This window comes from Bacillus sp. SRI_025, from assembly GCF_057592095.1.
The window spans coordinates 858341-881606 of record NZ_JBYEGB010000002.1; the positions used below are offsets into that span (position 1 = coordinate 858341).

Annotated in this window: 15 protein-coding genes; 8 read left to right on the top strand and 7 right to left on the bottom strand. The window is 42.9% G+C overall.

All coding sequences use genetic code 11. The annotated features are described in order from the left end of the window. Positions 1 to 45: 45 nt before the first annotated feature. Positions 46 to 1206, bottom strand: coding sequence for a transcriptional repressor XylR (gene xylR / locus AC20OE_RS09520; RefSeq protein ID WP_099663414.1), 1161 nt, complete (start codon positions 1204 to 1206; stop codon positions 46 to 48). Positions 1207 to 1416: 210 nt separating this feature from the next. Between xylR and xylA the strand changes: the two genes are divergently transcribed. From xylA to AC20OE_RS09535, 3 genes are all read left to right on the top strand, one after another. After that, a complete protein-coding gene (gene xylA / locus AC20OE_RS09525) occupies positions 1417 to 2754 on the top strand; it encodes a xylose isomerase (RefSeq protein ID WP_099663415.1) in 1338 nt (445 codons plus the stop codon). Positions 2755 to 2789: 35 nt separating this feature from the next. Then, entirely contained in the window at positions 2790 to 4289 is a 1500-nt protein-coding gene (xylB, locus tag AC20OE_RS09530; protein ID WP_099663416.1) for a xylulokinase, read from the top strand. Between the two features lie 87 nt (positions 4290 to 4376). Beyond that, positions 4377 to 5063 (top strand): glycoside hydrolase family 11 protein, encoded by a 687-nt coding sequence (locus AC20OE_RS09535; protein ID WP_099663417.1) that lies wholly within the window; start codon positions 4377 to 4379, stop codon positions 5061 to 5063. A 245-nt stretch (positions 5064 to 5308) separates the two neighbouring features. Here AC20OE_RS09535 and AC20OE_RS09540 read toward each other — a convergent pair whose 3' ends face one another. Then, positions 5309 to 7351 (bottom strand): molybdopterin oxidoreductase family protein, encoded by a 2043-nt coding sequence (locus AC20OE_RS09540; protein WP_099663418.1) that lies wholly within the window; start codon positions 7349 to 7351, stop codon positions 5309 to 5311. A gap of 131 nt (positions 7352 to 7482) precedes the next feature. Continuing rightward, positions 7483 to 8679, bottom strand: coding sequence for a cytochrome P450 (locus AC20OE_RS09545; RefSeq protein WP_099663419.1), 1197 nt, complete (start codon positions 8677 to 8679; stop codon positions 7483 to 7485). 422 nt (positions 8680 to 9101) lie between these two features. Here AC20OE_RS09545 and proC point away from each other — a divergent pair, with 422 nt between their 5' ends. From proC to AC20OE_RS09560, 3 genes are read left to right on the top strand one after another with little or no spacing between them, the layout of a single operon-like run. Beyond that, positions 9102 to 9947 (top strand): pyrroline-5-carboxylate reductase, encoded by an 846-nt coding sequence (gene proC / locus AC20OE_RS09550; RefSeq protein ID WP_257218390.1) that lies wholly within the window; start codon positions 9102 to 9104, stop codon positions 9945 to 9947. Positions 9948 to 9974: 27 nt separating this feature from the next. Continuing rightward, complete coding sequence (gene proB / locus AC20OE_RS09555; RefSeq protein WP_099663421.1) at positions 9975 to 11093, top strand: glutamate 5-kinase; 1119 nt, start codon at positions 9975 to 9977, stop codon at positions 11091 to 11093. Positions 11094 to 11111: 18 nt separating this feature from the next. Then, positions 11112 to 12380: a glutamate-5-semialdehyde dehydrogenase gene (locus AC20OE_RS09560; RefSeq protein WP_099663422.1), complete on the top strand. Its 1269-nt coding sequence runs from the start codon at positions 11112 to 11114 to the stop codon at positions 12378 to 12380. A gap of 70 nt (positions 12381 to 12450) precedes the next feature. Here the strand turns inward: AC20OE_RS09560 and AC20OE_RS09565 are convergent, their stop codons facing one another. After that, positions 12451 to 13020, bottom strand: coding sequence for a GNAT family N-acetyltransferase (locus AC20OE_RS09565; protein ID WP_099663432.1), 570 nt, complete (start codon positions 13018 to 13020; stop codon positions 12451 to 12453). 87 nt (positions 13021 to 13107) lie between these two features. Here AC20OE_RS09565 and AC20OE_RS09570 point away from each other — a divergent pair, with 87 nt between their 5' ends. Continuing rightward, positions 13108 to 13935, top strand: a complete 828-nt coding sequence (locus AC20OE_RS09570) for a MerR family transcriptional regulator (protein WP_099663423.1) — start codon at positions 13108 to 13110, stop codon at positions 13933 to 13935. A 48-nt stretch (positions 13936 to 13983) separates the two neighbouring features. Here the strand turns inward: AC20OE_RS09570 and AC20OE_RS09575 are convergent, their stop codons facing one another. The 3 genes from AC20OE_RS09575 to gltC form a co-directional block, all read right to left on the bottom strand. Then, positions 13984 to 15813 carry an ABC transporter ATP-binding protein gene (locus tag AC20OE_RS09575; protein WP_099663424.1) on the bottom strand — a complete coding sequence of 610 codons (1830 nt, stop codon included), beginning with the start codon at positions 15811 to 15813 and terminating at the stop codon, positions 13984 to 13986. Continuing rightward, complete coding sequence (locus tag AC20OE_RS09580; protein ID WP_099663425.1) at positions 15806 to 17542, bottom strand: ABC transporter ATP-binding protein; 1737 nt, start codon at positions 17540 to 17542, stop codon at positions 15806 to 15808. The genes AC20OE_RS09575 and AC20OE_RS09580 overlap by 8 nt, the downstream gene beginning before the upstream one ends. 94 nt (positions 17543 to 17636) lie before the next feature. Next, complete coding sequence (gene gltC / locus AC20OE_RS09585) at positions 17637 to 18539, bottom strand: glutamate biosynthesis transcriptional regulator GltC (RefSeq protein ID WP_034280677.1); 903 nt, start codon at positions 18537 to 18539, stop codon at positions 17637 to 17639. 152 nt (positions 18540 to 18691) lie between these two features. Here gltC and gltB point away from each other — a divergent pair, with 152 nt between their 5' ends. Next, complete coding sequence (gene gltB, locus AC20OE_RS09590; protein ID WP_099663426.1) at positions 18692 to 23263, top strand: glutamate synthase large subunit; 4572 nt, start codon at positions 18692 to 18694, stop codon at positions 23261 to 23263. The last annotated feature ends 3 nt before the right edge of the window (positions 23264 to 23266 follow it).

Consider the following 23266-nt stretch of genomic DNA (forward strand, 5'->3'; position numbering starts at 1 on the left):
AAAAGACAACGCGCTACGGGCTGTCTTTATTGGAAAACAAATAGATCATGTTGTGAGGGTGGCATCTTGCAGGAAAGCTTCTATGACAAGAGATGTCATCCCCAATACTGGTGCATTGTGTCCTAATGATGAGGGGAGCAGCTCTATCTGTGAGCTGAATTGCGTATCCATTCGCGAGGATACCTCCTCCCCAATCACATGTAGAACCGTTTGATGTGATTCGATCACTTTGTTTCTTAAAATAATGGCTTGCGGGTTAAAGGTATGAAGGACGTTTGTGAGACCGACGCCAAGGTAAAAACCAAAGTTGCGCAGAGCATTGAGCGTTCTCATATCATTTAACTTGGCCAGCTGTTCCAGGTCTTGATGGGAGATGGGCTGACCATCTGTTTGAAGAGACTGAAACAAGGCTTTCTCAGATGCATACAATTCCCAGCACCCACGGTTCCCGCAGCTGCATGTTGGTCCATTAAAATCAATCGTCATATGTCCCATTTCACCAGAAAAGCCGAAAGCTCCTCTGTATAAATGATGATTGATAATGATTCCGATCCCTATGCCAGTGCCGATGCTTGCATAAATCAAATGGTCATAGTGTTTAGCGGCACCAAAGATTTTTTCACCATATGCACCGGCATTTGCTTCATTTTCAATGAAGATCGGCACTTGGAATGTGTCTTGGAGCGGCTTTTTCAGATCAACATTTTTCCATTTGGAATGAGGCGTAAACACGATTTGTTCATCTGCATCTACTAACCCATGTATGCATAGACCAATGCCAATGAGCCCGTATGGGGAAGAGGGCATTTGTGTGATGAGCTGCTGTATTAATTCAATTAATTTACGTATCGTCACATCAGGAGAGCTCGGTGGGAGCTTGATCTGCTCTTCGTAAAGAATGGACCCTTCAAGGTCTGTTAATATGCCATTGACATAATCAACACCAACATCAATCCCGATGGAGCAGCCAGCACGTTTATTAAACATCAGTAAAACCGGTCTTCTCCCGCCGCTAGACTCACCTTGGCCGATTTCATAGACAAGATGTTCCTTCATTAACGTACTTACTTGAGAAGAAACAGTCGATTTATTTAATCCAGTGCGTTCAGATAATTTTGCTCTCGAAATGGGCGCATGCTGGAGAATTTCTTTTAATAATAGTTTTTGATTTATTTTTTTGACAAAGTTCTGATCAGCGATATCCACGTTATCCACTCCATTTGTTTCGTCTTTAGATTAAGTTGAGAAGAGCTGCTTTTTTTCGCATGTATTCGATAAAAAAGATGATTTTAACTTTATTATAACGAAAATATTTCTAAAAAACTAAAAAATATGGAAAATTCAAAGAGATTTTCTCATACATTGATCGTTAGTTTGTTGAATCAACTTACAAAGTGTACTCAGGAGGAATGAAGAATGGCTAAATCAAATATGAAAACGTTATACAGCTTAGAAGGAATCAGCAAAATTCAATATGAAGGAAAACAATCAAAAAATCCACTCGCCTTTCAATACTATAATCCAAGCGAAGTGATTGGCGGAAAAACAATGAAAGACCACCTGCGTTTTTCAGTCGCTTATTGGCATACATTAACCGCTGATGGAACTGACATGTTTGGAACTGGCACGATGCAGAGAGTATGGGACTCCTATAGCGGAATGGATTTAGCAAAAGCTAGATTGGAAGTCGCTTTTCAGCTTTTTGACCTACTAGATGTACCGTATTTTTCATTCCATGACCGCGATATCGCGCCAGAGGGAGAGACGCTTCAAGAGACCAATCAACAATTAGACATCATTTTAGAAAGAATGAAAGAATACATGCAGCAAAGCGGAGTAAAGCTGCTGTGGAACACGGCCAATATGTTCAAGCACCCTAGATTTGTACACGGTGCTGCGACATCTTGTCATGCAGATGTCTTTGCCTATGCGGCCGCACAGGTTAAAAAAGGCATCGAAACCGCCAAAGAACTCGGTGCAGAAAATTATGTTTTCTGGGGTGGACGAGAAGGGTACGATACGCTGCTTAATACAGATATGAAAAGAGAGCTTGATCACATGGCAGCCTTCTTGCATATGGCTGTAGATTATGCAAAAGAAATTGGGTATACAGGTCAATTTTTAATTGAGCCAAAGCCAAAGGAACCAACAACTCATCAATACGACACAGATGCAGCGACATCCATCGCCTTTTTAAAGCAATACGGATTAGATTCTCATTTTAAATTAAATATCGAAGCCAATCATGCGACACTCGCTGGCCATACGTTTGAGCACGAATTACGTGTCGCAAGAATTCATGGGCTGCTTGGTTCTGTTGATGCGAACCAAGGAAATTCGCTTCTTGGGTGGGATACAGATGAATTTCCAACCGATCTGTATGCCACAACTCTTGCCATGTATGAAATTTTGCAAAATGGCGGTCTGGGGGCTGGCGGTCTCAACTTTGATGCAAAAGTGAGAAGAGCTTCCTTTGAACTTGAAGATATTTTATATGCCCATATTGCCGGAATGGATGCATTCGCAAAGGGACTGCGGGTCGCTCATAGACTCATAGAAGATCGTGTGTTTGAGGATGTGATAAAGCACCGGTATCGCAGCTTTTCTGAAGGAATTGGGCGTGACATTTCAGAAGGGAAGGCAAACTTTCATACATTAGAAGAATATGCGCTGAAACATCCTTTGATCAGAAACGAATCGGGAAGAGAGGAACAGCTGAAGGCCCGATTAAATCAATACTTGTTAGAAGATTAATTGAAGGGGCGGACTTGTTTTAAAGGAGTGAAAACATGAAATATGTGATGGGAATTGACCTTGGAACGAGCGGGGTCAAAGCGATATTAGTCGATGAGAGCGGAAGGGTGTGCTGCGAAGCCTCTAAGCCGTACCGCCTCATTCAAGAGAAACCGGGATATTGTGAGCAGCACCCCGAGGATTGGGTAGAGCAGACAATAGCTGTGATGAAAGAACTGATGGCAAAGCAGCCTGTTCATTCAAGGCAAGTCGAAGGCATCAGCTTTTCCGGACAGATGCATGGGTTGGTTCTATTAAATGAATCTCGCGAAGTGCTCCGCCCTGCAATTTTATGGAATGATACACGAACGACAGCACAATGTGAACACATGACAAAAAAGCTGGGGGACCGGCTGCAAAAGATCACAAAAAACCAGGCGTTAGAAGGATTCACACTGCCTAAATTACTATGGGTAAAGGAACATGAACCACATATTGATCAACAAATCGACATGTTTTTACTCCCAAAAGATTATGTCAGATTTCGTTTAACAGGCGCTGTCCATATTGATTATTCTGATGCGGCGGGCACTTTGCTGTTAAATATCGGTGAACAGACGTGGAGTGAGGAGATTTGTCAGGCATTTGACATTTCTCCTCATATTTGCCCGCCGCTTGTCACATCAGAGGCGGAGGTTGGTACACTTTTGCCGCACATTGCACGTGATGTTGGGATGAAAGAAGGCGTGAAGGTTTTTGCCGGCGGGGCAGATAATGCTTGCGGAGCAATTGGTGCTGGTATCTTATCCTCTGACCGCACGTTATGCAGCATCGGCACATCGGGGGTCATTCTCTCCTATGAAGAAGATCATGAAAGGGAACTTCAGGGGAATTTGCATTTGTTTCACCATGCAAAAAAAGACGCTTTTTACACAATGGGCGTCACCCTTTCAGCGGGATATAGTCTTAACTGGGCAAAACACTTACTGGCACCTGAGGAATCGTTCCAATCACTTTTAGAAGGTGCGGCTCATGTTGCGCCAGGAGCGAAAGGATTGCTTTTTACTCCCTATTTAGTCGGGGAAAGAACACCTCATGCGGATTCGATCATCCGCGGCAGCTTGATTGGATTAGACAGCAGGCATGAAAGGGCACATGTTGTCAGGGCTGTGTTAGAGGGAATTACCTTTTCGCTAAATGAATCTATCGCATTATTCCGGCAGGCAGGAAAAAACATAGATTCTATTGTGTCCATTGGCGGCGGTGCAAGAAGCCGGACATGGCTTCAAATGCAAGCAGACATTTTTCAGGCTGACGTCATCCAGTTAGACAATGAACAAGGGCCTGCATTAGGTGCTGCCATGCTTGCTGCGGTTGGCTGCGGGTGGTATCCGTCACTTGAAGCATGTGCTAATCAATTGATCCATCAAGCCGCTGTCTATGAGCCAAATCAGCAGTATGCAGAAGTATATGCCGATTTATTTCATTTGTATCAAAGGATTTATACACAAACAAAAGACATCCATGCCGAGTTAAAGCCGTACCGTTCCATCTAGCAGAATGAGCTTCATGAAAGGAGGTGATGGGTTTTTCATCTGAGGGATGACAGAACAATACGAATGAAAAAAGGAGAGGGATGGAAAATGAATTTGAAAAGATTGAGGCTATTGTTTGTGGTGTGTATTGGATTTGTGCTGACACTGACGGCTGTGCCAGCTGATGCGAAAACGATTTATAATAATGAAATGGGTACACATAGCGGATACGATTATGAATTATGGAAGGATCATGGAAACACCTCGATGACACTCAATAACGGCGGGGCATTTACTGCAGGCTGGAACAGTATCGGAAATGCTTTATTTCGGAAAGGAAAGAAGTTTGATTCCACTAAAACTCATCATCAGCTTGGCAACATCTCCATCAATTACAACGCAGCCTTTAACCCAGGCGGGAATTCCTATTTATGTGTCTATGGCTGGACACAATCTCCATTAGCAGAATACTACATTGTTGATTCATGGGGCACATATCGTCCAACAGGAGCGTATAAAGGATCATTTTATGCAGATGGAGGCACATATGACATTTATGAAACGACCCGTGTCAATCAGCCTTCCATTATCGGGATTGCGACCTTCAAGCAATATTGGAGTGTACGTCAAACCAAGCGTACAAGCGGAACGGTTTCCGTCAGTGCGCATTTTAATAAATGGGAAAGCTTAGGCATGCCAATGGGTAAAATGTATGAAACGGCATTTACTGTAGAAGGCTACCAAAGCAGCGGAAGTGCGAATGTGATGACCAACCAGCTGTTTATTGGACGATAAAAGCAGATCAAAAAGCCAGCATTTTTTGCTGGCTTTCAGCGTGTAGACAAACCCTCGCATTCGTTGTTAGCTCTGCGCGCTGGTGCTCACGAATGTCAAATTCGCTCCGCTCCAGTGCTCGAGCTTCCTAGACTTCAAAGGTTTTCTATCACGCTGAAAAGAAGACAAAGGGCTAAAATCAAGATTATTTTAGCCCTTTGTCAACAATCTGAAAGCCAGCAGTTTTTTGCTGGCTTTTACTTTTTCTAAGATAATTTTTCAACTTCGACTCTGCCAGAAAAGAACGTCGCGCCGCCGCCCATATCTGCCAATCGATCAGGTGTTAATCCATTCACTAAATGCTTTTTGCCTTTTTGATCTGCCCATAATCCTTGACTGACCACCACACCAGATAATACATTTTGACCGACTGACACGACAAGCTCACACTCTCCTCGATCGTTCAGCACACGCACCATGTCACCATCTTCAATTTTTCTTTCCTTTGCATCCTGTTCATTCATGTGAAGCTTTGGAAATTTCTCAAGCTTTTGATGCTTTTCATGAAGTGAGAAGGTGGAGTTCAGAAAATTATGGTTAGGCCCCGGTATAAAGGTAAGCGGATAATCGCTTTCCTGATAAAGGGGCACATAGGTTGGAAGTGCTGGATACCCGTCTTTTTTCATTTGTTCAGAATAAAGCTCAATTTTTCCGCTTGGGGTTTGAAGCTTTAATTCCTCGAAAGTTCCACGCTTTGCTTTGATCCATTTCTTTTCTTTTAATGCTTCGTATGAAATGTCCTCATAATGCGGATTTTCTGGATGATGAAGAGCTTGTTCCATGAGCTCAGCATCTGTCTCTCGGAAGGCTTGATCTTCAAAACCCATCGCATGAGCTAGCAGGCGGAATACTTCAGTATTAGATTTGCTTTCTCCGTAGCGTTCTATCACTGGCTCCTGAATTTGAATATAATGATGCCAATATGATGTATAGAAATCCTCATTTTCAAAGGCAGATGTCGCCGGCAGGACAATGTCTGCATACGCCGCTGTTTCTGTTAGAAATAAATCATGAACCACTGTAAATAAGTCCTCTCTCAGCAAACCTTCTCTGACTTTATTCGCTTCAGGTGTTACAACTGCTGGGTTGCACGAGTAGATAAAGAGAGAATCAACGGAAGGCTCTGCACTTGTCAGCACACTTCCCAGCTGGTTCATATTAAATGATCTAGGTGTGCGTTCTTTTAATAAATCCGGCCGCTGAAGAGCTGTTTCATTATAGCTAAGAAAAGAAGAGTTTGATTTCATCGCGCCGCCGCCCTTGTGCAGCCATTGACCAGTCAGGGCAGGGAGGCAGGAAATGGTTCTAATACTCATCCCGCCATTATCATGGTGCTGCAAACCATTCCCAATGCGAATGAGAGATGGTGATGTCTCAGCGTACATTCTAGCTAGTGTCATGATGTCATCCTTAGGGACACCCGTGATTCGCTCAACTGTGTCTGGATCATACTGCTTCACATGCTCGCGCAGCTCTTTATGACCGACCGTGTAGGTCTCTAAAAAGGCTTCATCTGTACGTTCCTCTTTAAAAAGGACATGCATGATGCCAAGGGCAAGCGCACTGTCAGTACCAGGTCGAAGCGGAATGAACCAATCTGCCATCCGGCCGGTTTGGTTCTTGTGAACATCAATCACGACAATCTTAGCTCCTTGCTTTCGCGCTTTTTGTGCCAATGTGATTTGGTGCATATTGGTCGATACGGCATTGATGCCCCAAAAGATAAATAGTTTCGTATGAATGGTGTCTTCAGGGTCTGTCCCAATGCTTGCACCCATTGTATATTTATAGCCAGTCGTTCCCGCTGACTGACAGATCGTCCGGTCTAACTGACTTGAACCAAGACGATAAAAAAAGCGGCGGTCCATTCCTTCTGCGTTGAGATTGCCCATGTTCCCATAGAAGCTGTAAGGCAGAATGCTTTCTGACCCTTTTTCTTCGATCAGCTTTGTCCATTTTTGACGAATGGTTTCAATGGCTTCTTCCCACGTAATCGGCGAAAACTGTGCTTCGCCTTTTTTACCAACACGTTTTAAAGGAGTGGTCAGTCTTTTTTCATCGTATAAACGGGCTGTGACATTACGCACTTTGTTACATATGTTTCCTTGTGTGACAGGGTGGTCCGGATCTCCCTGCACTTTCACGATCTTTCCATTTTCTTTATGTATTAAAAGACCGCACTGATCCGGGCAATCTAACGAACAAACTGATTTGAATATTCCGTCTTTCATCGCTGTATAATCGGTCATGAGTTTTCGGCTTCCTTTCTGCATTCCGTTATCGCTTTGTATGGACTTTATTTTAGCATGTTCGGAGGTGGAAGGTAAGAAAGAGATGATGAATTGAAGAAAATGAAAAAAAGCCCCTGAAAAAGGGACTTTTAAAAACGGGTGACTTGTACAGGAAATTCTTTCACACCAAACACAAACGTGCTTTGAATAGGTTTTAGCTGATCTGCAGCGCAGGTGATGTCTTGAAACGTATGGAGTAAAACGTCAAGCGCAATGTTGCTTTCAAGCCGGGCAAGCGGTGCACCGAGACAGAAATGAATGCCAAACCCAAAGCTCATATGCGGATTTGATTTCCGATCAAGCCGGAACGTATCTGGATCTTCAAACTTCTGTTCATCCCGATTTGCTGAAGCAACCCAGCCGATGAGGTAGTCTCCCTTTTCAATGCGTGCGCCAGCAATTTCAACATCCTCTGCGGCGATTCGGCCAATGGCTTGAACAGGCGGATAATACCGCAATGTTTCCTCAGTCAATTGAGGAATAAGAGAGGGGTCCTGTCGAACGGATTCAGCGATATGCGGCTGCTCTGTCAGCAGTCGTACGGCATTGGTTATTAAATTGGTCGTTGTCTCATTGCCTGCAACAAGTAATAGAATACAAAAGCCAAGCAGTTCATTCTCGGTTAAACGCTCTCCATCGATTTCAGCTTGAATGAGAAGCGAGATCAAGTCATCCGCAGGCGTTTCTTTTCGTTTTTTGATCAGATGAGCAAAATAAATGGACAGCTCTTCTTCAGCGCGTTTTTGCATATCTACAACAGCCTGAATGGCTTCTTTTGATTCATCCTTAGCACCTGCCACAAGGGCATCAGAATGTTTTTTAATCAGCTCTCTGTCCTGCACCTCTGCACCGAGAAGCTCAGCGATGATCATCACTGGCAGGGGAGCTGCTAAATCTTGCACGATATCAAACGTACGTTGATCCTTGACTTGATTTAATAGATCATGTGTCAGGTCTTTGATCTTATCTTCTAATTGTTTGATCGCTTTTGGAGTGAATGCTTTATTCACGAGCGCTCTCATCTTTGTATGTTTTGGAGGATCCATCGTTAAAATACTTGTTTTAGACGTGCTTCTTCCCCGCTGTGAAGAGAACACTTTAGGCTGCTTTAAAACAGACTGGATATCCGCATATCGAAAGAGATCCCAGCACTTTCTTGTCTCATCATATCTAATATCACTTTCTGCACGCAGCTCATTGTAAATAGAGAATGGGAAAAGAAGGTCATCGGTAGAACGGATTTCTTTCATTGGAATCACATTGATATAGTTTTCTTTCACTTTCATTATGAACGCTCCTTTTTCACATGATTTCTCTTTCACGGTATCACCAGTAAAATATCATTTCAACGGACATGTTTTCTAAAATATGTCAATAGTCTAATCGAAAGATTCAAGCACATTCACCAAATAGGAAAATAGAAAGTGATTAAAATGAGAGCGCTTTCTAAAAAATAGAATTGAAGTCACCGAAACCAAAAATAAAATGGGGAATTCAGTCGAACGAAAGGGTCCTATGATTCAAATGATCATAGTTCTTTTGATCTAAATCGCTGAATTTGAAAAACACGGCTAACATACTTACAGCAAGCTGTCCGCCATGCATTCGGGACTTTTGAAAAGCGCTGGCTCTTTCTTGACACGATTTCTCATCATGTTACGATAACTAACGTGTGAAAAACGCGAACAAAAAGCGAACAAGGGAGAGGATCAATATCATTGATCAAAAGAAAGTTGCTTTCATTGGAGCAGGTTCTATGGCGGAAGGAATGATTGCAGGGATTGTGCGATCAGGACAGATGCCGCTAGGGCAAATCTACGCAACAAACAGACAAAATCAACTTCGATTGAAAGAATTAACGAAACAATACGGAATTCAAACAGCCGCAATGGATTCATTTCCTTTTGAAGAAATGGATATGTTGATCCTGGCCATGAAGCCAAAGGATGCTGAAGCAGCACTGGAATCATTAAAATCTCGTATTCAGCCAGATCAGCTTATCATGTCTGTCCTTGCAGGTGTTAAGCTATCGTATATTGAAGACATGCTGCACGAAGGTCAGCCTGTTATAAGGGTCATGCCAAATACCTCAAGTACGATCGGCGCATCAGCGACTGCTTTATCGGCTGGACGTTACGTGAAAAACGATCATATGAGCATAAGCCAGGCTCTTTTATCTGAAATGGGCGAAGTCTATACCATTCAGGAAGAGCAAATGGATATCTTTACTGGAATTGCTGGAAGCGGGCCCGCCTACTTTTATTTCTTAATGGAAAGAATCGAAGAAGCAGGAGAAGAGGCAGGTTTATCAAAGGAATTGTCTCGCCAAATTGGCGCGCAGACACTCCTCGGTGCGGCAAAAATGCTCCAAGAAACAGAGGAAAATCCTTCAGTCCTAAGAGAGAAAATTACGTCACCAAATGGAACAACTGCTGCTGGACTGAATGCATTAGATGATTTTGGCGGAGGAGAAGCGATCAAGCAGGCTGTCAAACATGCTGCCAATCGATCAAAAGAGATAAGCAATCAGCAAAAACAAAAAGTATCTATATAAATAGAGTTCAGATGCAGGAGTGATAAGGTGTACGCAAATAAAGAGAGAAAACGAATTGTTGTGAAAATCGGAAGCAGCTCTCTTACTAGCTTTCAAGGTGAGATTAGTTTGAAAAAACTAGAAAACCTCGTCAATCAAATTGTGAAACTGAAAGATGAAGGACACGAAGTCATTTTGGTTTCATCTGGTGCGGTTGCAGCTGGTTACCGAAAACTAGGATTTATCGATAGACCGAAAACACTGCCGGAAAAGCAGGCATCTGCCTCAATTGGGCAAGGGCTTTTAATGGAATCATATTCTACTTTATTTTTATCACACGGTTATATTGCCTCACAGCTCTTAATCACAAGAAGTGATTTTTCTGATGAAACGCGCTATCAAAATGTGCGCAACACAATGAATGTGTTATTAGATCGAGGCATCATCCCCATTATTAACGAAAATGATACAGTGACGATCAATCGGTTGAAGTTTGGAGACAACGATACATTGTCTGCAAAAGTAGCTGGCTTAATTGATGCGGATTTCCTTGCCATTTTATCTGATATTGATGGCTTGTATGAAGATAATCCTCATACAAATCCAAATGCGAAGAGAATTCTTGAAGTCACTGACATTACAGAAGACATCGAAGCAGCTGCTGGAGACGCAGGCAGCAGCATAGGTACAGGCGGAATGAAATCAAAGCTCGATGCTTTTAAAATATCAATGGCCGCAGGTATCAATGGCTTTTTAGGAAAAGCAGATACGCCTCACATTTTAGACAAAGCGATCAATGGGACAGAGGACGGGACTTATTTTACCGCTGACGAAAATGTAGCGCCGCTGAACTATAAGAAGCAGTGGATTGCCTTTCATTCTGGACCAAAAGGTGAGATCTTGGTTCAAGAGAAAACACAGAAATTTCTCATGCACCGAGAGGGAAGTCTTGATTCTGATGGGATTGTCAGTGTGAAAGGTTCATTTAAAAAAGGCGATGTCGTCCGTATTTTAGATCAAGATGGAAGAGAAATAGGGCTTGGCATTGTGAATTATGCGTCAGATGAACTCGCACGTAAGAGTGACTTGTTACAAGATGAAATCGTTCATGTCGTCGATCTTGAAGCATTTGTTTGTCATTTAGATTTATCGATTCCAGTTTGTTAACCAAAAGGGAGGAATTCCATGACACTGACAGCTGAAGTTGTCACATCGGTCAAAGAAAAAGCGAAAAAAGCAAAGTACGTTTCAAAAAAACTAAGTTTACTTCAGACAGAGGAAAAGAATGACGCGCTGCTTAAAATGGCAGAAGCGTTAGAGCAAAAAAGCCGCTTCATTTTACAGGAGAATCAAAAAGATTTAAATGCTGGGAAAGAAAAGGGCTTCTCAGAGGCACTCTTAGATCGGTTAATGTTAAATGAAGAAAGAATTCATGAGTTTGCTGAAAGTTTGCGGCTCGTGACGAGATTAACGGATCCTGTTGGAGAAATATTGGATGAATGGACTCTTGATAACGGCTTACATGTGAAAAGCCGAAGAGTACCGCTCGGCGTGATCGGGATGATCTATGAAGCGAGACCGAACGTCACTGTCGATGCAGCAGGCCTTGCCTTAAAGGCAGGCAACTCAGTGATTTTAAAAGGCGGTTCCTCCGCTATTTCTTCCAACAAAGCCATTGTCAGTGTGATTCATGAAGCATTGGATCAAACAACAATTCCTCGTGATGCGGTGCAATTGATTGAACAAACAGACCGTTCATCGGTTCAGGCGATGTTTCAACTAAAAGAATGGATCGATGTGTTAATTCCGCGAGGCGGAGCTTCCTTAATCAAAACAGTGGTGGAGGAATCCACTATTCCAGTGCTTGAAACAGGGACAGGAAACTGCCATATCTTTATTGATCAAACCGCGAATGTGAAAAAAGCTATTGAGATTGTGATCAATGCGAAAACGAATCGTCCGGCTGTATGTAATGCACTTGAGACGCTGATTATTCATCGCGATTGGCTGAAAGAAAATGCAGTCTCATTAAATGAAGCTTTGCAGGAGCACCGTGTCACTGTACATGGCGATCAGGCAGCAGAGTCTTACTTTTCAGATGCGGTTCCTGCTGGGGAAGTGGATTGGACAGATGAGTATTTAAGTCTTGATCTTGCAGTGAAGGTAGTCGATTCAATCGAGGAAGCGATCAGCCATATCGATCAGTACGGCACAAAGCATTCAGAAGCCATCGTGACAGAAGATGAAAAACATGCACTCACGTTTCTAAACGAAGTCGATGCGGCGGCTGTTTATCATAACGCATCGACTCGCTTTACAGACGGCGGCGCACTTGGCTATGGAGCTGAAATCGGCATCTCGACTCAAAAACTCCACGCAAGAGGGCCAATGGGACTTCCTGCACTCACGACAACTAAGCTGCTTCTATGTGGCGACGGTCAGATTAGAAGCTAGAAAAGATTCAAGAAACACTACCTTTTTATGAGGTAGTGTTTTTAACTTTATCTTAAAGAAATGCTCGTTATCATCCGTTTGAACCGTTTTTCTTCATCACCTTCTCAAATTTAAAAAATTCAAATTCCTCAGGTGCTAGAGTCTCATTGGCCTGATCTGCTTCACGAGGTGCGTTTGGGTCTGGATGGTGTAAGTGATAAAATTCAACAATTTGAAAGCCGCACTTGTTGACATAGAAATGAATGTTGCGTTTTTCAAAATATGGGGTCACAACCTCCCATACAATTGTTTCTGGATATTGCGCCTCGATGGCTTTCCATGCTGCTTGACCAATACCGCGGCCGTGAGAGGATGATGAGATGTATAGCAAATCAACCGAGTTGTGATGTGTCTCTTGGTTGATTTTGATAACAACGCCGCCTGCCTTTTCACCATTTAGCATAATATGATAAACAATGTGGTCATTGGAATGAAAAGACTCATCAATCACTTCATCTGGAGGAATCGGACCATCCTGCGCATCGCCGAATGCATCGATCACGCCAGCTGTAAAAGCTTTCTGAAGCTCTTTTTTCATAGAAGGGAAATCTTCTTTATTTGCATGTGCTAATGTCACTTCATGTTGAGTTATTTTGTTCATTTTCTTATCCTTTCCCTGCGTAATGGTGTTTCTGCATGTTATGATAAAGGATGGAGTAACTCCATAGTCAAGAAAGGAGCCTTCATCATGATCAATGATGTGCAAAAAACATTTTTCACTGGAGAATTTGCCAAGCTATTTGATGTAAAAAAGGATACGCTTCTGTATTATGATAAAATCGATTTATTTAAGCCGGCTGGTGTTCATGAAAATGGCTACCGTTACTATACACTTGAGCAATTTGACCATTTTATTGCGATTCAATCCTTGCGGGCTGTTCAATTTCCGATCAAAGAGTTAAAACAATATTTCACAGAACCTTCTCGCGAGAGACTGCAAAGCCTGGCGGCCGACCAAGTAGAAAAGGTCAAACAAGAGATTGAAAAACTGCAAGATATCCAAGCTTTTCTTATGCGGGTGATCGAGACAACGCATGAATTATCAACTGTGAAAATAGGGGAGGTCCTGTTTCAAGAGCTGCCAGAAGAACCAGTCATACTAAGTGCTTCAAACCCGATCGACTTAAATACACCTGTAGAAGAAATATCGCGTATTGTAGGGAAATTTTTAAAGGAAGTTGGCATAAAAGGGGCTGCGGCAAATGGTTCTGTCTTAAAAAAGGAACAGTTTCGTAAGCGCCGCTATCATCAGTCAGATCAGCTGTTCTGCCGAATGGATGGACCGGGGGCAGTGAAAAAACCTGGCGGGATCTATGCGGTGATATATGATCAAGGAACATATGATGAGATTGAATCTGCTTATTCACATTTATTAGATGAAATCGAGAAAGAGGGCATGTTGCTGGATGGAGATGTATTTGAGGAGTATTTACTTCATTCGCTCATGTCTAAAGATGAAGCAGAGTATATAACGAAGCTCAGTGTAAAAGTGAAGAAGCGAGCAGGTAACAATTGAAAAGAGGGTAGACAGCATGTGACATGCGTGTTTACCCTCTTTTTGATGTTAACCAACTTGATTTTCGGCAAATTGACTCATATATAAATCTGCATAGAATCCTTTTTGTTTTAAAAGTTCGCTGTGCGATCCTTTTTCAATGATGCTTCCATCCTTCATGACTAAAATGAGGTCTGCATCCTTGATCGTTGAAAGTCTGTGTGCAATCACGAAGCTCGTTCTGCCTTTCATCAATTCATTCATTGCTTTTTGAATATGCATCTCTGTCCGTGTATCCACACTGCTTGTTGCTTCATCTAATATCAAGATCTTTGGATCAGATAAAATAGCACGGGCGATGGTTAACAGCTGGCGCTGACCTTGTGAAAGGTTGCCGGCATCTTCTGTTAAGAGTGTGTCATATCCATCTGGAAGTGTACGGATGAAATCATCCGCATAGGCATGTTTGGCGGCTTTGATGACATCCTCTTTGGAAACGTCCTGTCTGCCATAGGCAATGTTGTCGTAAATCGTTCCTTCAAAGAGCCACGTATCCTGAAGAACCATCGCAAATAATTCTCGTACTTGCTGACGGCTGAGATCAGTTGTTTTGACACCGCCAATGCGTATGGAGCCTTGATCTAATTCGTAAAAACGCATTAAAAGATTGATGATGGTTGTTTTTCCTGCGCCTGTTGGTCCGACAATGGCAACCGTTTGTCCTTCTTGCACATCTAAATTCAAATCTTTAATAATCGGCTGATCTTTTTCATATCCGAATTGAACTTGTTCAAAGCTCACATCACCTGAGAGTGATGCAAGATCAATTGCCGCATCTTCTTCGGTACTTTCTTCTTCTTCATCAAGGATTTCAAAGACCCTTTCAGCAGAAGCGATCGCTGATTGAACTAAGTTTGCGACGCTTGATGCTTGCACAAGCGGCTGAGACATTTGCTGTGTGTATTGGATAAACGCCTGCACATCCCCGACACGAATATTCCCGTTAATGACAAGAATCCCGCCGGCTACACTGACTGCCACATAGCCAAGGTTCCCGATAAAGGTCATCATTGGCATCATTAAACCAGAAATGAACTGCGCTTTCCTTGAGGATTCATATAGCTTTTCGTTTAATTGATCAAATGTATCGATCGCTTTCTTTTCGTAGCCATACGCACGGACTGTCTGATGACCTGTGAACATCTCATTAATATGGCCATTGATCTTCCCAAGCTCTTTTTGCTGCGCTTTAAAATGCTTTTGTGAAAATGACGTAATGCCGCGAATCGCAAACAGGCTGAGTGGCAGCGTCAAACAAACAAGCAGCGTAAGCAGCGGACTGATGAAGAGCATCATCACGACAATTCCAATGACTGTAATAACAGATGTAATCACTTGGGTGAGCGCCTGCTGAAGCGATGTATTAATATTATCGATATCATTCATCACACGGCTTAGTGTGTCCCCGTGGGTTGTTTTATCAAAATAACGAAGGGGGAGACGTGTGAGCTTGTCATTTGCTTCCTGGCGTAATTCAGCAATGGTCTGTTGAGAGACACCGGCCATGACATATTGCTGAACGAATGAAAAGAGAGAAGCAACGACGTACAGGACGACAAGCAGCAAAAGTATTCGTGAAATGACATCAAATCGAACAGCTGTTCCATTCGTAAAGCTGTCAAATAGGGAAGAGGTGGCATCCCCAAGCAGCTTTGGACTAATGACATTAAAGACAGTTGAACCAATTGCTGCAATAAAGACGATGATCAGCTGAAATTTTCTTGGTTTTAAATAGCCTGTCAACCGAAGCAGTGTTTTCTTAAATTCCTTCGGTTTTGCGGCTGGCCCTTTAGGGTGGGCGCCTTTATGGCCCATGCCGGAAGACATTTTCTTACTCATCCTCGCTCACCTCCTGACCTTCCTGTGATGCGACAATTTCTTGGTACACAAGATTATCCTTTATTAATTGTTCGTGTGTTCCGATACCTGCGATTTTCCCTTCATCAAGTACAATGATTTTATCACTATGCTTCACTGTGCTGATTCGTTGAGCGACAATGATGAGGGCTGCATGTGCTTTTTCTGCTTCTAATGATGCCCGCAGCTTTGCATCTGTTTTGTAATCAAGTGCTGAAAAGCTATCGTCAAACAAATAGAATGATGGTTTTCGCACTAGCGCCCTTGCAATGGAAAGCCGCTGCTTTTGGCCGCCCGATAGATTGGAACCACCCTGATCAATTTCTGCATCAATTCCGCCATCTTTTTGCAAAACAAATTCCTCGGCCTGCGCAGTTCGCAGCGCCTGCCAGACGTCTTCATCGCTTGCATCCTGATTGCCAAAGCGCACATTCTCGGCAATGGTTCCGCTGAATAAAACAGCTTTTTGCGAGACATAGCCCATCTGGTTTCTCAGTTTCTCCTGTGGCAGCTCTCTAATGTCTACACCATCCAGTGTAATCCGGCCTTCTGTCACTTCATAAAAGCGCGTCATCAGCTGGAGAAGGGTAGTTTTCCCAGAACCCGTACTTCCGATAATGGCTGTTGTTTCGCCAGTTTTGGCTTCAAACGTGATGTTTTGAACGGCCGGTTTCTCTGCATTTGAGTAATAAAATGACACATCCTCAAAGCGAATGGATTGCGCGGGCTCGTGAAGCTCAGTCATAGACACTTCTTTGTCTTTAATCTTTGGTTCCATGTTTAACACTTCATTCATACGTTTAGCTGATGCTTGTGCTCTTGGAACCATAATAAAGCTCATCGACAGCATAATCAGTGCCATTAAAATCATCATCGCATATTGAATGAAGGCAATGAGATTCCCAACTTCCATTTCTCCGGCATCAATTCGGTTTGCCCCGAGCCAGACAATACCGATATTCGTGAAGTTCATGATGATCAGCATAAATGGAAACAAGTAAGCCATTAATCGGTTGACTCTAAGCCCAGTATCCTTATAGGACGTGTTAGCTTCTTGGAATCGCTGCTTTTCATCATCCACACGGTTAAATGCACGAATGACCCGGATGCCTGAAAGAGATTCTCGCATAATTAAATTCAGCCGGTCTGTTTTTTTCTGAAGCTGGCCAAATAGCGGAATGGCTTTTCTTGACACCAAATAAATAAATCCGCCAAGAAGGGGGAGGGCTGCTAAAAAGATAAGAGACAGGACAGCATCCCTGGAAACAGCCAAAATGATTCCGCCCACAAGCATAAGCGGGGCCCGCGTCATCATTTGTAAAATCATGATCGTCACATCTTGGACTTGTTTCACATCATTTGTTGATCTTGTAATAAAGGAAGACGTGCCGATCTTTTGAAATTCTTCTAATGAAAATTGTTCGACATGCACAAACAGCTGTCTTCTCATATCACGGCCGAAGCCTAGTGCTGTCTTTGATGACAAGTAAGACTTCCAAATGGTGAGCAAAATGGCGAGTAAAGAACAAGCCACCATCCAGCCGCCAACCTTCCATATGTAAGCAATATCTCCCTGGACGATTCCGACATCAACGATATCTGCTGTTAACGTCGGTAAATACAGCTGGAGCATACTGCTTAAAAAGGTGAGAATAACAATGGACACAACGGACAGCCGATACGGCTTTAAAAATGATAAAATTGATTTCATACAAATACCTTTCTTCCATATAGTCTTTTGTTCTGTAACCCATCATATACAAAGAGGGATTATTTCTACAAATGAAATGTCTTGTTTTAGTGAATTATTTATATTGTTCAATTTTAGAAAAGAAATCCTTCACAAACACATAAAAATCATGGGCAGAAGGAGACATTTCTCGCGTTTTAGATGCAATAATGCCAACCGTTCTTCTCACTTGAGGAAAATCGATCGGAATTTTCACTGTAAATCGCGGTGTTGTTTCATAAAAGGCACTTTCGGGTAATAAGGTAACGCCCATACCTGCCGATACGAGACCTTTTATGGCATCCAAATCTTCTCCTTCAGATGAAATGGTAGGCTCATAGCCTGCCTGCTTGCAAGCATCAACCGCAATTTGTCTCAGCACATACCCTTCAGGAAATAACACGAAATGATCCTTTCTTAAATCACTTAAATGAATGCTCCTTTGTCCGCTAAAGGGGTGGCTAACCGGTAAAAGGGCATAAATGCTTTCAGAAAACAAAATATTTCCTTCTATTTGAGAATCGTTTGTCGGTACAGGTCCTAAGAAGGCGAGATCGATATCACGATTTTTAACGGCTTCAATGAGAAACTTATAGGATCCTTGACGAAGTAAAAAATCGACCTCTGGATATTCCTGCTTAAAAGCGGAGATGACAGAAGGGAGCACTTGGCTTGCTAGACTTGTAGGAAAGCCAATATTTACCGTCCCTTTGTGCGGATCTAAGTATTCATCAATTTGCTCTTTTGCGTAATCAATGGCTTTGAGTGCAGTTCTGACATGATCTAAAAATTGTCTGCCGATCTTCGTTAATTTGATATTTCGTCCTTCTCGTTCGAATAAGGCCACTCCAAGTTCTTCTTCTAAATTCGCAATCTGCCGGCTGATGGCAGATTGGGCAACATGTAAGTTTTCAGCCGCTTCTGACACGTGTTCACGGTCTGCGACTTCTACAAAATAACGTAACTGACGAAGCTCCATTTTTGCACTTCACACCCATCTATCTCAAAAAGAGATTGTTTTGATCTAAATTATATATTGTTTATATCAATTTGAAAACTTAAAATAAGTTACAGAGTTTGTGAGATTTTATTACTGTGAAAAACGGATCTTTTAAACGGGGGAGAGAAACGATGACTTATAATCAACTACCACAACCACAAGGTCTCTACCGTCCTGAATTTGAACATGATGCATGTGGAATCGGACTGTACGCCCATTTAAAAGGGGAGGCGACACATAGCATCGTCAAAAAGGGATTACAAATGCTGTGCCAGCTTGATCACCGCGGCGGGCAAGGCAGTGATCCGTATACAGGTGATGGTGCCGGTTTAATGGTACAGCTGCCAGACGCTTTCTTTAGAAAGAACTGCAAAGAATTTGCACTTCCAGAAAAGGGCCGTTACGGGGTAGGAATGGTCTTCTTTTCAAAAGATGATGACGAAAAAACGCGTCAAGCCATCGAACAGAAAATCAACGGGTTCATTAAACAAGAAGGTCAAACATTAATCGGCTGGAGAACGGTTCCTGTCGATGCTGGGAAAATTGGTACTGTCGCAGCGAAGAGCTGTCCGGTTGTGAGGCAGGTCTTTATCGGAGCAAACGACAACATCACAGATCGTTTGTCATTTGAAAGAAAATTATATGTCATCCGTAAACAGGCTGAGAACTGGGGAACAAAAGAGGAAAAGCAATTTTACTTTGTCAGCCTGTCGAGTCAAACCATCGTATATAAGGGGCTTTTAACATCAGATCAAGTCGATGCTTTTTATCTTGATCTACAGGATGAAACATTTGTTTCTGCATTTTCACTTGTTCATTCAAGATTTAGTACAAATACATTTCCTACATGGGAAAGAGCCCATCCAAACCGTTACTTAATTCACAACGGAGAAATCAACACATTAAGAGGAAACATCAATTGGATGAGAGCAAGAGAACAACAATTCGTATCTGAAGCCTTCGGAGACGATTTAGACAAGATTTTGCCAGTGCTGAATGCAGACGGAAGTGATTCATCCATTTTAGACAATGCCTTTGAATTCTTTGTGCTTGCAGGCCGTACACCTGCTCATACAGCAATGATGCTGATTCCTGAGCCTTGGACGGAAAACACGCACATGTCAAAAGAGAAACGGGCATTTTATGAATACCATAGTTCTCTCATGGAGCCATGGGATGGACCAACAGCGATTTCCTTTACGGACGGTAAACAAATCGGGGCCATCTTAGACCGAAACGGATTAAGACCGGCTAGATACTATGTCACGAATGATGATCATATCATTTTCTCTTCTGAGGTCGGCGTAATTGACACAAATGAAGAAGATGTGAAGTATAAAGATCGTCTTGAGCCTGGCAAAATGCTACTCATTGATTTAGAAGAAGGAAGAATTATTTCTGACGAAGAAGTGAAATCAACCATTGCAAATGAACTTCCTTATCAAAAATGGCTCGATGAAGAAATGGTCCACGTCAATCGCTCGGAAGAAAATTCAGAAAATTCTAGTATAATGGATGATTTGTTGACACGTCAGCGTGCGTTCCATTATACGTACGAAGACATTCAAAAGTATTTAATTCCTTTACTAGAGGAAGGCAAGGACCCAATTGGTTCAATGGGAAGTGACACACCGCTTGCTGTGTTATCAGATCGTGCGCAGTCTCTGTTTTCTTATTTTAAGCAGTTGTTCGCACAAGTCACGAACCCGCCGATTGATGCCATTCGTGAGCAGCTGGTGACATCAACCATGACTTGGTTAGGTGCCGAAGGCGATATTTTACATCCGAATGAATATTCATGCCGAAGAATTAAACTTTATACTCCGGTCTTAACGAGCGGACAATTTAACGGCTTGAAAACAATTGTTCATAATGCCTTTAAAAGCAAAACAATTCATACACTTTTCACCGATGATTTAAAGCGCGGACTGGATGCGATGTTTGAAGAGGCAGAAAAAGCGATTAGAGAAGGTGTCTCTTTATTAATCCTTTCAGATCGTGAAATGACAGAACAAAAAGTACCAATTCCACCAATTCTTGCGCTAAGTGCACTTCATCAGCACCTTGTGCGTCAAGGTCTGCGGACAAAGGTCAGTCTGATCGTTGAATCTGGAGAGGTGAGAGAGGTTCATCATTTTGCCGCACTGATTGGCTATGGGGCAGATGCGATCCATCCTTACCTTGTCTATGAAACGTACAAACAGCTAATTGCAGACGAAGCGATTTCGATCAGCTTTGATGAAGCTGTTACAAAGTTTGGTAAAAGCGTGACAGAAGGTGTCGTCAAAGTCATGTCCAAAGTGGGGATTTCCACTGTGCAAAGCTATAGAGGCGCACAAATCTTTGAAGCAGTCGGGATTAGTGAAGACGTCATTCAAGAGTATTTCACAGGAACAGCTTCTCAGCTTGGCGGGATTGATCTTGACACCATTGCTCATGAGGCAAAACTTCGTCATGAAGCAGGGTACCAAGCAGCAACTGACCAGACACTTGAATCAGGCAGTGAATTCCAGTGGAGAAAAAATGGAGAGCACCATGCCTTTAATCCAAAAACGATCCATACGCTCCAGTGGGCATGCCGTAATGAAGATTACGACCTATTTAAACAATATACAAAGGCAGCGGATGAAGAAAGAATCGGCTTCCTCAGAAATTTGTTTGCATTTCAGCCAAAACAAAAGCCGGTTCGTCTGGAAGAGGTTGAATCTGCTGAATCCATCGTGCGCCGCTTTAAGACAGGTGCTATGTCATTTGGATCTTTAAGTAAAGAAGCGCATGAGGCACTTGCGATTGCGATGAACCGAATTGGCGGTAAAAGTAACAGCGGAGAAGGCGGAGAAGATCCTGCCCGCTTTACAGTAGATGAACACGGTGATGACCGCAGAAGCGCCATTAAACAAATCGCTTCTGGCCGATTTGGTGTGAAAAGTCATTACTTAGTCAATGCAGATGAATTGCAAATTAAAATGGCGCAAGGGGCAAAGCCGGGAGAAGGCGGACAGCTTCCAGGAAATAAAGTGTATCCTTGGGTGGCCGATGTACGTGGTTCTACGCCAGGTGTCGGATTAATTTCACCACCGCCGCATCATGATATTTATTCCATTGAGGATTTGGCACAGCTGATTCATGATTTGAAAAACGCAAACCGTGATGCACGCATCAGTGTCAAGCTTGTATCTAAAGCAGGCGTTGGCACGATCGCAGCAGGTGTAGCAAAAGGAACTGCAGACGTCATTGTCATTAGCGGCTATGACGGCGGTACAGGAGCTTCACCGAAAACGAGTATTAAACACACAGGACTTCCTTGGGAGCTTGGATTGGCAGAGGCGCATCAAACCCTTGTGCTAAACGGTCTTCGCGAGAGAGTTGTTCTTGAAACGGACGGAAAGTTAATGACTGGCCGCGACGTTGTCATGGCTGCGATTTTAGGAGCAGAAGAGTATGGCTTTGCGACAGCTCCACTTGTCGTGCTGGGCTGCGTAATGATGAGAGCATGTCATTTAGATACTTGCCCGGTCGGTGTTGCCACACAAAATCCAGAGCTTCGCAAAAAATTCATGGGTAACCCTGATCACATTGTGAACTTCATGATGTTTATTGCAGAGGAAGTAAGAGAAATCTTAGCAGAACTCGGCTTTACATCAATGGATGAATTAATTGGTCGCACGGACGTCCTAGCGGTCAGTGAACGAGCAAAAGCTCACTGGAAAGCAGGGCAGCTAAACCTTGAAACACTGCTTTATCAGCCAGAAGGAGCGCGGACATTCAGAACACCGCAAAATCATAAAATTGATGAATCGCTGGATATGAATGAAATCCTTCCTTATGTACAAGAAGCGCTGAATCATCAAACACCAGTTGATCTATCATTGAGCATTCGCAATATCAACCGTGTGGCCGGAACCATCACTGGCAGTGAAGTGTCTAAGCGCTACGGGGAAGAGGGCTTGCCAGAGGATACGATCACACTAAGATTCACTGGTTCAGCTGGACAAAGCTTTGGCGCATTTGTGCCAAAGGGTATGTCTCTCTATTTAACAGGTGATTCAAATGACTATATCGGCAAAGGACTCTCAGGAGGCAAAATTGCTGTTAAAACCTCTGATCATTTTGTACAAAATGGACATGAAAACGTCATTGTAGGAAACGTCGCATTTTACGGTGCAACTAGCGGAAAAGCTTATATTAACGGACGTGCTGGTGAACGATTTGCTGTTCGTAATTCAGGTGTACATGTGGTTGTTGAAGGAATCGGAGATCACGGCTGTGAATACATGACTGGCGGACGTGTCGTCATTTTAGGAGACGTTGGGAAAAACTTTGGTGCAGGTATGTCTGGTGGTGTGGCTTACATCCATACATCGGATGCAAAACAGTTCAAAAGAATGTGTAACATGGAAATGATCATGTTTGAAAAGCTCACAGATCATGAAGAAGAACAAGAAGTGAAGCAAATGATCAAGGAACACCTTGATTATACAAACAGCTCAAAAGCAGCAACACTTCTTGAAGACTGGGAGCAAGAAAAGGATCAATTCATCAAAGTCATTCCGAGAAATTACAAAATGATGCTTCAAAGCATCGAAGAACAAAAACAAGCGGGCCTCAGTCATGAAGAAGCGGTGATGTTTGCCTTTGAAGCAAATACAAAACCGAAAAATCAAGAAACGGCAAACGGGCAAAAAGCAGCCCTCGCTCATTAAGAA

Coding starts and splice junctions, on each gene's coding strand:
- xylA (WP_099663415.1), top strand. CDS start 1,417: ATGGCTAAATCAAATATGAAAACGTTATACAGCTTAGAAGGAATCAGC.
- xylB (WP_099663416.1), top strand. CDS start 2,790: ATGAAATATGTGATGGGAATTGACCTTGGAACGAGCGGGGTCAAAGCG.
- AC20OE_RS09535 (WP_099663417.1), top strand. CDS start 4,377: ATGAATTTGAAAAGATTGAGGCTATTGTTTGTGGTGTGTATTGGATTT.
- AC20OE_RS09540 (WP_099663418.1), bottom strand. CDS start 7,351: ATGACCGATTATACAGCGATGAAAGACGGAATATTCAAATCAGTTTGT.
- AC20OE_RS09545 (WP_099663419.1), bottom strand. CDS start 8,679: ATGAAAGTGAAAGAAAACTATATCAATGTGATTCCAATGAAAGAAATC.
- AC20OE_RS09560 (WP_099663422.1), top strand. CDS start 11,112: ATGACACTGACAGCTGAAGTTGTCACATCGGTCAAAGAAAAAGCGAAA.
- AC20OE_RS09565 (WP_099663432.1), bottom strand. CDS start 13,020: ATGAACAAAATAACTCAACATGAAGTGACATTAGCACATGCAAATAAA.
- AC20OE_RS09570 (WP_099663423.1), top strand. CDS start 13,108: ATGATCAATGATGTGCAAAAAACATTTTTCACTGGAGAATTTGCCAAG.
- AC20OE_RS09575 (WP_099663424.1), bottom strand. CDS start 15,813: ATGAGTAAGAAAATGTCTTCCGGCATGGGCCATAAAGGCGCCCACCCT.
- AC20OE_RS09580 (WP_099663425.1), bottom strand. CDS start 17,542: ATGAAATCAATTTTATCATTTTTAAAGCCGTATCGGCTGTCCGTTGTG.
- gltC (WP_034280677.1), bottom strand. CDS start 18,539: ATGGAGCTTCGTCAGTTACGTTATTTTGTAGAAGTCGCAGACCGTGAA.
- gltB (WP_099663426.1), top strand. CDS start 18,692: ATGACTTATAATCAACTACCACAACCACAAGGTCTCTACCGTCCTGAA.